An 11,409-nucleotide genomic window follows, 5' to 3' on the forward strand; every position below is an offset into this window, starting at 1 on the left:
CTGCATTCTGATATTGCTTGCCAGTTGTATAGGCTTGCGGATCAAGGCAGTAGTGACTTACTGTGCCGGAATTTCACCGAAGACGTGAATGCAACAACCACGCCGATGATTATTCTTAATCGCTTCTACTATTTTAACACTGTTGGCTTATATCCCCACGGATAAATCCGGGGGCTTTACGCCGATTCTTGGTAAAGGTTTCTTGCAATTCTCTCATCTACAGACAGTCTGCTCAAAAGGGCCGATCCGGGTTTTTAGACCAGCCGAGTTCCAGATCACGCCATCTGCGCCGATCGCCCAGGGGTCCGCAGAAATTGTCAATCCATGCCCATTCTGATCCCAAGTTTTAAGATATGTTATAAAATAATACAATATTTGTACATCCCTTGAAAACCACCTTACCCTTGACTAACGATCTCGCTAAACCTGAAGCAGTAGAACCTTGTCCCATCACAAGTGGGGCGATCGCCTTTGGTGCGCGAAGCGCAGTCATTGTCTTTATTCTGGTGGGTATTATCCTCGGGATTATTCTCGCTATTCAACTGCAAGTTTCAGATCCTTATGTGAAAACCGTCTTAACCCTGGATGGAGACTCAATTCGGGGTCATGCAATCTTCCAAATGAACTGCGCCGGATGTCATGGTATCCAGAATGGACGGCAGGTAGGACCCAGTCTCACCGGGGTTTCTCAACGGAAATCCCCTGTTGGGATTATTAATCAGGTGACGGGGGGAAAAACGCCGCCAATGCCCCAATTTCAACCCAATACCCAAGATATGGCAGATTTGTTGAAATATGTTGAAAGTCTTTAAACGCAACAACCCACAGGGATTTAAAATCTTTGTGGGTTTTGAGTTATCCTCTGTCAAACTGTTGGGCGTAAAATTTGGCATATTGTCCGTCTCGTTCCAACAGTTCGTGATGAGTGCCAGATTCTACAATTTGTCCTTTTTCTATGACTAAAATGCGATCGGCGCGACGCACAGTTCCAAGACGGTGAGCAATAATAAAAACGGTGCGATTTTGCATTAACCTTTCTAATGCTTCTTGGACTAACGCTTCTGATTCTGAATCTAAGGCAGAGGTTGCTTCATCTAAAATGAGGATTCTCGGATTCAGAAGTACCGCGCGGGCGATCGCAATTCGTTGCCGTTGACCCCCGGATAAATTCACCCCTCTCTCTCCTACCCAACTCTGATATCCATCGGGCAGTTTTTGAATAAACTCATCGGCATTAGCAATTTTCGCCGCTGCTTCAATTTCGTCTAACCGATAATCCAGTTGTCCAAAAGCAATATTTTGAGCAATACTTCCGGTAAATAAAATTGTTTCCTGGGGAACAATGCCAATTTGACGGCGTAAACTGGGAATGGTGACATCCCGAATGTCAATTCCATCAATCAGAATTTGTCCCGATTTCACATCATAAAACCGAGGCAAAAGATTGACTAACGTGGTTTTACCCGCCCCAGAAGCACCAACTAAGGCGATCGCCTCTCCCGGGGATGCCAGTAAACTTAACCCCTGCAATACCGGCACTTCTTCTTGGTTTTTGGGGTTGAGAAGCGGTTGGGTGGCGTAGGCAAAGGAAACATTTCGATATTCCACCTTTCCCGTTACCCCTGGTAAGGCGACTGCCCCCGGTTTTTCCACCACCGTTGCTTCCACCGCAAACAATTCAAAAATTCGGTCTACCGATGCCTCTGCCTGTTTAAATTCGTTGTAATTGCTCGTTGTCAAGGCAATGGGATTAATCACCAATGCCACTGCCGCTATATAACTGACAAATTCACTCCCCGTTAAATTTCCTTGGGAAATTTGCCATCCGCCCAGGAAAAATAACAATAACACACTTAAGGCTTCTAAAAATCCCACCACGGGAAACTGAATCGCCTTTAATTTTTCTGCCCGATATTTCATCCCTCGATTATGTTCGGCTTCCTTAGAAAATCGTTCAATTTCATAGTCTTCAGCAGCAAAGGCTTGAACTAAGCGAATTCCACTAAATACCTCGGAAATTAATGCCGATAAATTAGAAATTTGGGTTTGACTGCGGCGGGAAACAATCAATAATTTATTGCCAAACCAACTGACAATAACGGCCATAAATGGGGCGATTAACAAGGTGGCAAAGGTGAGTTGCCAATTCAAATAAATCATGTATCCCACCACCACCACCAGTTGCAAAACACAGGGAACGAATTGATGGAAAAATTTATTCACCACTTCCCCAATCCGGTCAATATCTTCCGTGAGTCGATAGGAAAGGTCGCCGGTTTTGGCGGTTTCAAAAAAGCCGAGATTGAGCTTATGGAGGTGGCTGTAGATGGATTTACGGAGGTCGAAAGCGATGGAGAGGGCCGCAGAAGCCATCAGGGAATCTTGACCATATTGGACGATTCCTTGACCCAGGAAAATCAGCGCACCAATCCCGGCTAATCGGGCGATCGCCACGACATCTCCGGCCCCGATAAAATTAGCAATCCGACCGACTAACCAGGCTTGCAGAGGCCAAAAACCGGTAAAAATCAACGTACAAATCAGCGCCCGGATGATGGTGTTCCAGTGGGGACGCAGGTAAGGCAGCAGTAACCAATAATGCGATCGAGACAAGGTTAGAAGTCAGTATTAGGGTTAAATTTACTTTACTTTACCGGGGTAGAGTGCGTCAGACCCAGAGGAAGGCTTGATCGCGATAATTCTAATTGGTATCGATAAAGGGCGATCGCCTTGCCTCCAGCAGCAAAGTAATCGGGGTCTTGGGGTGACAAATAGATGGCGGTGATTTGGTTGGCGGTGATTTTTTCTGGGGAAGCATTTACCCGTTGATAATGGGTCGTTGTTTCTACTTCATTGAGATAAATCTGCGGTTGGCGGCGAAAAATCTGCTGAGTAATTTCTGTGGCGATAAACTGATCAGGAGCAGGAATTTCGCTGCCTCTACCCGTAACCAGGGATACCAGTTGCCGATCGCCTTTCAAAACTGTAATCTGTCGGTTCGGATCCGCTGGATCAACTTTGACCGATTCCACCGCGTGCTCGCCTAAATAGGCAGTCGCAATCTTTAAGCCATTAAAGGCGCGATCGGCAACCACCGTCTGACTCCTAGAAACAGGAATCGGAATTCCCCGCCATCCCCCCGGATTCACCCTTGACCCCGCCACAAAGCGCACCTGAAATTTAACCGGCTGATTCAAATAGGCTTGATTTTTTTCAAATCCAGGCGTCACCAGACTCGGCGCGAGGGGCGCAATCTGTTCCACCAGAGTGCTTGTCACTTCCCAAGTCCCTTTGATCCAGTCTGGATAAATTAAATCTCCCTCTGCCACAGAGACAGCAGGTTTACTCTGCCAATTGGGAAAGGCTTGCAAACGGTCCGCCAGGGGTCCCGCTAAGGCATTTCCCGGACTCCACAGCAGAATTATCACGATTAGACAGAGGGTTATTCCCCTATTTATCATGACTTTCATAGGCGGCGACGATACGCTGAACGAGTGGATTGCGGACCACATCAGCTTGGGAGAGGTTGCAGAAGGAAATACCCTCTACATTTTGCAGGATTTTTTGGGCGACATTTAAGCCCGACTGCTGATGGAAAGGTAAATCAGTTTGGGTAACGTCTCCAGTGACTACCATGCGGGATTTAAACCCGAGGCGGGTGAGGACCATTTTCATTTGCGCCGGAGTGGTGTTTTGCGCTTCATCAAGGATGACGAAAGAGCGATTGAGGGTACGTCCGCGCATATAGGCGAGAGGGGCGACTTCAATGATGCCGCGTTCCATGAGGTTGGCGATTTTTTCAGGTTCGATGACTTCATAGAGGGCATCGTAGAGGGGGCGCAAATAGGGATTGATTTTCTGTTGCAAGTCCCCGGGAAGGAAGCCGAGTTTTTCCCCCGCTTCTACGGCAGGACGGGTTAAAATTAGGCGTTCGTAGTCATTGGCGAGGAGAGATTGGGCGGCGAGGATGGTGGCAAGGAAGGTTTTGCCGGTGCCTGCCGGACCAATGCAGAAGGTGAGGTCATGGCTGCGAATGGCTTTGATGTAGGACCGTTGGCGAAAGGTTTTGGCGCGAATGTCTTCCCCCCGGCGGTTTTTGGCGAGGATATCTTGGCGCATTTCGCTGAGTTCGTCCTGGCGTTGGGTATCCAGGGCTTGACGGGCGGTGAAGATATCAACGCTGGTGATGGGTTTGCCGTGAATCCAGAGGTCCGAGAGCGATCGCACTAATCGAGTACAGAGTTCGATTTGGTTGGTGGTGCCTTGGATCAGTAAGTCTTGTCCGCGCATGACGACTCGGGCACCAGTTTGTTTGGATAAGAGTTTGAGGTTTTCCTCGCGATCGCCACTGAGGGCTAAGGCGCTTTCTTGAGAAGGGAGTTCAATCGTTGTTTTTTCTTCCATGCCATATCCATTACAGGTAAAGTTTTAAAAAATGCAAAAAGACGCCTTCTTTGCAAGTCAGGCTGCAAACAGGCGTCTTGTAGAGATGACTCCGGCAATATCTTAGTTTGGAAAAGGGATAGGTATTCGGGAAGCGGGGCCGGAAGACGACGGCGACTGCCCCACTCCTCTCCTCCAAAACTGCTGGGCGATCGCATCTTTTAGGAGCGATCGGCCAGTTTGGGTGCAGGACGAACCGGACCATTTCTGACCGCAGGACTCGTCGTGGTTTTAGACTCAGGTCCATCGGATGACGAAGCGCGATCGCTCGGCCACCCCCCATAGATATCTAAATACATCGCGAACCCCGCATCCAAAGCGGCGGCTTCTAATATTGTTCGCACCGCGTGCATATTGCGTCCGCCACGCCCAAACACGCGCCCTTTTTCTGGATCCTCAAACGCCATGCGAATCCATACTTTAGGTACACCGACCAATAACTCGCAATCCACTCGTAATGATTCCGGCGTTTCTAACAACGGTTCCACCAGAAAACATACCAAACCTTTATAATCCGGTCTAGGTTTTTTTTTCTCACCCTCAGATGATTCTTGGGGAGTCAGTGGTTCATTGATGGAATTAGGAAGGGGTTCTGGCATTGACCTGTTCAAAGACATTAGCTTTTTCAAGAATGCGACGCACGGTTTCTGTGGGTTGAGCGCCCTGTTGCAGTCGCTTGACAAGACCTGGGACATCTAAACGAATTTCATCATTTCTCGGATTGTAGAATCCCAACTCTTCCAAAGGACGTCCATCCCGGCGAGTCGTACTCGGCATCGCCACAATCCGATAGCTGACTTCTTTTTTCTTGCCAAATCTCTTCAATCGAATTTTGATCATCTTGCTCCTACTTCTTTTTCGTAACCATTCTAGGCCATCAAATTACAGCTTACCTGTTTCTGGGGGTAAGCACCTACAGCATTCCATCTACAAATTTCCGCTGCAAAGTCATTCATTATACCACCTTGTAGGGCATCGATACAACAGCGCTTAGAAACCGGGTTTCTTGAAAAAATCTCTGTTATACCAAATCCGGTTGGTAAAAGTCGGTTTTCTCTGGTAGCCTGCGTAGGCAGGCTTTGTCCGCAAACGCCCCACCCTTGAGGGTGCGGGTTTTTATAGACCTTTGACTTAAAAACCCTAGACCGCTGGGAACAGACCCGTTACAGGTCTCCAAACCCCTTTTTCTTCTTGGCTTTCTTTTTCTTCTTACCAGGACCCCCAGGATAGCCGCCTCGTCCCGGTTGTCCACCACCGGGACCGAACATTCCTTCCATTCCAGGCATCCCGGTCAAATCCCCTTGACCCATGCGCTGCATCATCGTTCGCATTCGGGAGAAATCCGCCACCAGCTTGGTCACCTCTACATCATCATGGCCGGAACCCCGGGCCACCCGTTTGCGCCGGGAGGGAGAACCCGCCAACAAATCAGGATTAACCCGTTCTTGGGCCGTCATGGAAGTAATCATCGCCTCAGAACTTTTAAGCTGAGACTCACCCTTCGACAACTGGTCATCGGAAATTTTTCCAACGCCAGGAATCATTTTCAGCAATCCGCCCAACGACCCCATATTCTTCATTAAGCGCATCTGCTTGAGGAAGTCGTTAAAGTCAAATTGCGCTTGCAAAATCTTTTGCTGCATCTTCTCGGCATCGGCGAGGTCCACTTGCTCTGCCGCCCGTTCTACCAAGGTGAGGACGTCACCCATACCGAGAATCCGAGATGCCATGCGATCGGGATAAAACGGTTGGAGTGCCTCTACCTTTTCCCCAACCCCCACAAATTTAATCGGTTGTCCAGACAGTTGCCGGACCGATAGGGCCGCCCCCCCGCGTGTATCCCCATCCAATTTGGTCAGAATCGCCCCAGTGATGCCAATTTCATCATTAAACGTCCGGGTCAGATTCGCCGCCTCTTGACCCGTCATGGCATCCACCACTAACAGAGTTTCATGAGGTTGGATAATCTCTTTAATCTGGGCCAACTCCGCCATCATGTCCGTATCAATTTGCAGACGACCGGCAGTATCGACAATCACCGTATCCACCCCGATCGCCACGGCGTGTTGAATCCCCTGCCGTGCAATTTCCACCGGGTCCACATCGGTACCGAGTTCAAAGACTGGCACATCAATCTGTTTCCCCAGGGTCACCAATTGGTCGATCGCCGCCGGTCGATAAATGTCCGTTGCCACCATCAGGGCCGTGCGATTTTGCTTTCTCAGATGTAAGGCCAGTTTAGCCGTCGCAGTGGTTTTACCTGTCCCTTGCAATCCGGCCATCAACACAACCGTCGGGGCAGTCTCTGCTTGCGCCAGGGGAACGTTACTTTCCCCCATAACTTCCACCAGTTCATCGTAAACAATCTTGATGAACTGCTGGTCAGGGCGCACCCCAGAAACCACTTCCGCACCCAGCGCTTTCTCTTCAACGTCGGCAATAAATGCTTTGACGACCTGAAGGTTGACATCGGCTTCTAAAAGGGCGCGCCGAACGTCCCGCAGGGCTTCTTGAATGTTGGATTCGGAAATTTTGTCCTGCCCTCGAAGTTTCTTCCAGGCTCCTTCTAAGCGTTCAGCAAGCGCGTCAAACATGAATTTATGGTTACTCTCGAATGTGACTAGGAAATGAGTTGTAGTTGTGTCCCTGCAAGGGATTGGTCCAGGCTCAGACCCGCCTAGTTTAACATATTGCGGTCTTCTTTCGAGGATGAATTGACTGGGGGAAAACTCCCGGGTGTCAAGGGCGTTGAACTCCCTCTTCCTGTCAAAATGAGAGGTTTACCCTTGACCCCTCGGATAATTTTTACAAAAATATTCTGAATGGTTAGGGTTTGGAACAGAATAAATTTACTTTTTTGTTGAATTAATGCGAGGGAATCTATCAAAATAAATTTAATTTATACGAAATTCAATTTATTTCTATTAAATAACAAATTAAAGCTATTGAAAAGTTGACGCCTGAAGGCGTCACTACGAACTGGGTAGAAGAACTGATTGGGTTTCCCGGTTTGTAGTAACGACTTGTGGTCGTTATCTCCCTCCTTACGGGATTTGTTACAAAAAGTGTAACCCCCTGACCTTTTCCCCAGGTCTGTGCCATCCTAGAATCTATCACATTTTTCAATTCTCCTCAAAAGAGGTTCCTATGAAATTACTCTATATTTTTCCAGCCTGTTTAGTCCTGGTTACAGCAATGGGAACAGTGGCTAATTTAACCTTAGCCGAACATTCGCGATCGCAACCTAATCTCCTCCTCTCTCAAGGCAACAATACCCAGACTCCCTCGGACTCCCAAGATGTAGGGGGCTTGTATGTTTTATCCCCGGAAGGAGAAAAACAAGCCTTTACCCTCACCCATACAGACGTTAAAGCCCGGATTGATGGGAATGTGTCCCAAGTTGCCGTAACCCAACGGTTTCAAAATCCCTTTAATGAACCGTTAGAAGCCATTTATGTCTTCCCGCTTCCCGATGAGGCGGCGGTTTATGATATGGAAATTAAAATCGGCGATCGCATCATTAAAGGCGATATCAAACAACGGGAAGAAGCACAACGCATTTATGAAGAAGCAAGGCAACAAGGACGCACTGCTGGATTATTAGAACAAGAACGGCCTAATATTTTCACTCAATCCCTTGCCAATATCAAACCCGGAGAACAAATTGAGGTCACCATTCGCTACAGTGATAGTCTTCCCTTTGAAGGGGGAAATTATGAATTTGTATTCCCAATGGTAGTGGGTCCGCGCTATATTCCCGGGACTCCAACCAACCCAGGAACTCCTAATACAAACCAGGTTCCCGATGCCTCACGGATTACGCCTCCGGTCCTTCGTCCTGGCACGCGATCGGGTCATGATATTAGTGTCGCTGTGGAGATTAATGCCGGAGTTCCCATTTCCAATATTCAGTCAACCTCTCATCAAATTGTCCAGTCTGAATCGGGAGAAATGGTCCGCATTGAATTGGGAAAAGCCGATTCTATTCCCAACAAAGATTTAATTCTGCGCTATCGAGTTTCAGGCGATCGCACCAAGGCAACAGTCCTCACCCAATCCGACGATCGCGGAGGACATTTTGCCATTTACTTAATTCCCGCATTAGATTACAACCGCAATGAAATTGTCCCCAAAGATGTCATCTTTTTGATGGATACTAGCGGGTCTCAATCCGGTGACCCCCTGGCTAAATCTCAAGAATTGATGCGTCGCTTTATCAATGGCTTAAATCCTAATGACACTTTTACCATTATTGACTTTGCTAATAAAGCTACCGCACTGTCTCCTCGACCGTTAGCTAATACTCCTGCTAATCGGAATCTGGCAATTAATTATATCAATCAATTGCAGGCCAATGGGGGAACAGAGTTATTAAATGGGATTCAAACCGTTTTGAATTATCCTCCATCGGAAAATGGTCGATTACGGAGTATTGTGTTGTTAACCGATGGCTATATTGGTAATGATATGGAAATCATTGCCGAGGTCCAACAAAAGTTACAAGCGGGAAATCGGTTATATAGTTTTGGGGTGGGGAGTTCGGTGAATCGATTTGTGCTCGATCGCCTTGCAGAAGTGGGACGGGGAACTTCCCAAGTGATTCGTCAAGATGAACCAACCGAAGAGGTGGCAGAACGATTTTTCCGCCAGATTAATAATCCCGTGTTAACGAATATTGAAGTGACATGGGAAGGGGGGGGAGAACCGGCAGAAGTTTATCCCGGGTTAGCGCCAGATTTGTTTGCGGAACAACCGTTAGTGTTGTTTGGACGAAAAGGCGATCGCGCGAGGGGACAGTTACGAGTTAAGGGAATTACTGCCAATGGCGATCGCTATGAAGAACTATTTCGCATGGCATTTGAGGAAGATGGCAACCCGGCGATCGCGCAATTGTGGGCTCGGCACCGAATTAAAGATTTAATGACCCAAATGTATGGCGGCGAAACCACTTCCGGGGTGACAGCAGTTACCAATACCGCCCTCGCCTATCGGTTGCTATCTGCCTACACTGCCTTTGTCGCCGTCAGCGAAGAAGTCCGAGTGGATCCGGATGGCACCACTCGCCGGGTACAAGTTCCCGTGGAACTCCCCCAGGGAGTCAGTTACGAAGGGATTTTTGGGGAAGAAAGCGAAGCAGATGCGGCAATCGTACCACGGAGTCGTGCCACGGGTGCATATCCGCCACCCTCAGTGGCATCCAGTCCGGTGTCTGGGGTTACTCGTCCCGGTCCCGGTAGTCCCCAACCCCTGTATGAATCTTCAACCCCCGAATCAATAGAAGATTCAGCACCCCATAGCGATCGCATTCAAGTGATAGATGGGGATGAATTAGATGCGGAGGCGACTACAGATTTAGAAACATTACTCCAATCTGTCACTCTTTCTCCGGGAGTAACTGGTGAGGTGGTTTGGGAAATTGTAGTTCGTCAGGGTCAAGTCGTGCGCGTGATGTTAGACGATCGCGCTTCTACGTTAACGGATCAATCGGCAATCAATCTGATTCGTCAAACATTACAAAGTTGGCAACCCCCCCAATCTCTCTCCGGAACTCTCCGGATTAAATTGCAAGTTAAACCCTAATTCTGGGTGAGGATTGGTTATCCTATAATGATGTAAGGTGCGTCAGAATGTTAAGTTGAAAGAGGTGTCCTTCCCTTGAGTATCTGATGCACCCTACGCAAACCCGACGATTTGTTAATTTATCTGCATTTTATGGCTCGAATTAATTTACTCGATACAAAAACTACCAATTTTCGGGACTTAATTGGCAATGGTAAAATTTATCGAGTCCCCCTGTTTCAACGAGATTATTCCTGGCAAGAGGAAAATTGGGAAGACCTCTGGCAGGATATTTTGATGCTTCACCAAGACCAAGATTCCAGTCACTATATGGGGGCAATTGTTCTGCAAAATTCGGCCAATTCTGACAAAGAATGGACGATTATTGATGGTCAACAGCGGTTTGCTACCCTCAGCATTTTAGCGATCGCCCTCATTGATAAACTCACTCAACTGGTCACTTCAGGACAAGAACCAGAACAGAATAGGGAGCGACATGAGCTTTTAAAGCGAACCTATTTAGCTGATAAGGACCCGAGTTCTCTTCGCTATTCCAGTAAGTTAATTTTAAATGAAAACAACAATGATTTTTATCAAAGCAATCTGATTAATTTAAGAAAACCACGGCATCTTCGTTCTTTAACTCATTCTAACCAACTCTTATGGAAAGCGTTTGATTATTTTTGTGAAAAAATTAGCGCAAATATCCCCCAAGTAGTGAGCAGTGGAGAAAGTTTAGCAACTTTTCTTACGGATACGGTGGCGCAACGATTATTGTTCATTCAAATTAATGTAGAAGATGAGTTGAATGCTTATACGGTATTTGAGACCTTGAATGCACGGGGACTCGAACTGAGTGCCACAGATTTATTAAAAAATTATTTATTTTCTTTGTTCCAAGGACCAGATGATTTACGGGATGCTCAACGGCAATGGAAAAGAATTATTACAACGGTTCAACTCGAAAAATTTCCTGAATTTCTTCGGTATTATCTGAGTCTTACCTATACGCGAATCCGTCGCGAGCGCCTCTTTAAAAAAGTCAGAAATTCTGTCAAAACAGCTCAACAAGCGTTTGATTTACTGGAAAATCTGGAAAATTATAGTAGTCTTTTTGTGGCGTTGGGGAATGCCAATGATGAGTTTTGGCGAGATATTCCACAGAATCAAGAGTATATTCGAGAATTGAGCTTATTTCGAGTCAAACAAGTTTATCCGACTCTCTTTGCCGCTTATGAAAAGTTTTCTTCTGAGGACTTTACCCGCTTGTTAAAGTTGATTGCAGTGGTTTCATTTCGCTATAGCACTGTGAGTTCTTTAAATCCTAATGAATTGGAGGCAATTTATAATAAACTGGCGATAGATATCCAAAAAGAAACGATTAAAAATCCCCGGCAGGTATTTGAA

General features: G+C 47.1%; 9 protein-coding genes. 3 read left to right on the forward strand and 6 right to left on the reverse strand.

The window, feature by feature from the left end; genetic code table 11:
• Nucleotides 1–404: 404 nt before the first annotated feature.
• Nucleotides 405–812, forward strand: a complete 408-nt coding sequence (locus J0895_RS05080) for a c-type cytochrome (protein ID WP_242541065.1) — start codon at nt 405–407, stop codon at nt 810–812.
• 43 nt (nt 813–855) lie between these two features.
• On the opposite strand, the gene J0895_RS05085 is transcribed toward J0895_RS05080, so the two are convergent.
• The 6 genes from J0895_RS05085 to ffh all read right to left on the reverse strand — a co-directional run bounded on the left by J0895_RS05085 (nt 856) and on the right by ffh (nt 7,037).
• Nucleotides 856–2,613 carry an ABC transporter ATP-binding protein gene (locus J0895_RS05085; protein WP_207087036.1) on the reverse strand — a complete coding sequence of 586 codons (1,758 nt, stop codon included), beginning with the start codon at nt 2,611–2,613 and terminating at the stop codon, nt 856–858.
• Between the two features lie 32 nt (nt 2,614–2,645).
• Nucleotides 2,646–3,431 carry a DUF6816 family protein gene (locus J0895_RS05090; RefSeq protein WP_207087044.1) on the reverse strand — a complete coding sequence of 262 codons (786 nt, stop codon included), beginning with the start codon at nt 3,429–3,431 and terminating at the stop codon, nt 2,646–2,648.
• Nucleotides 3,432–3,450: 19 nt separating this feature from the next.
• Nucleotides 3,451–4,404 (reverse strand): PhoH family protein, encoded by a 954-nt coding sequence (locus J0895_RS05095; protein ID WP_207087037.1) that lies wholly within the window; start codon nt 4,402–4,404, stop codon nt 3,451–3,453.
• Nucleotides 4,405–4,604: 200 nt separating this feature from the next.
• Nucleotides 4,605–5,042: a KH domain-containing protein gene (locus tag J0895_RS05100; RefSeq protein WP_207087038.1), complete on the reverse strand. Its 438-nt coding sequence runs from the start codon at nt 5,040–5,042 to the stop codon at nt 4,605–4,607.
• Complete coding sequence (gene rpsP, locus J0895_RS05105; RefSeq protein ID WP_207087039.1) at nt 5,023–5,283, reverse strand: 30S ribosomal protein S16; 261 nt, start codon at nt 5,281–5,283, stop codon at nt 5,023–5,025. The genes J0895_RS05100 and rpsP overlap by 20 nt, the downstream gene beginning before the upstream one ends.
• A gap of 323 nt (nt 5,284–5,606) precedes the next feature.
• Nucleotides 5,607–7,037, reverse strand: coding sequence for a signal recognition particle protein (gene ffh / locus J0895_RS05110; protein WP_207087040.1), 1,431 nt, complete (start codon nt 7,035–7,037; stop codon nt 5,607–5,609).
• Nucleotides 7,038–7,590: 553 nt separating this feature from the next.
• Here ffh and J0895_RS05115 point away from each other — a divergent pair.
• Together J0895_RS05115 and J0895_RS05120 are read left to right on the forward strand one after the other, a co-directional pair.
• Entirely contained in the window at nt 7,591–10,023 is a 2,433-nt protein-coding gene (locus J0895_RS05115) for a VIT domain-containing protein (RefSeq protein WP_207087041.1), read from the forward strand.
• A 132-nt stretch (nt 10,024–10,155) separates the two neighbouring features.
• Nucleotides 10,156–11,409, forward strand: a 1,254-nt coding sequence (locus tag J0895_RS05120) for a DUF262 domain-containing protein (RefSeq protein WP_207087042.1), incomplete at its 3' end; no start/stop codon positions are given.

The organism is Phormidium pseudopriestleyi FRX01 (assembly GCF_017313335.1).
Taxonomy (GTDB): Bacteria; Cyanobacteriota; Cyanobacteriia; order Cyanobacteriales; family Laspinemataceae; genus Laspinema; species Laspinema pseudopriestleyi.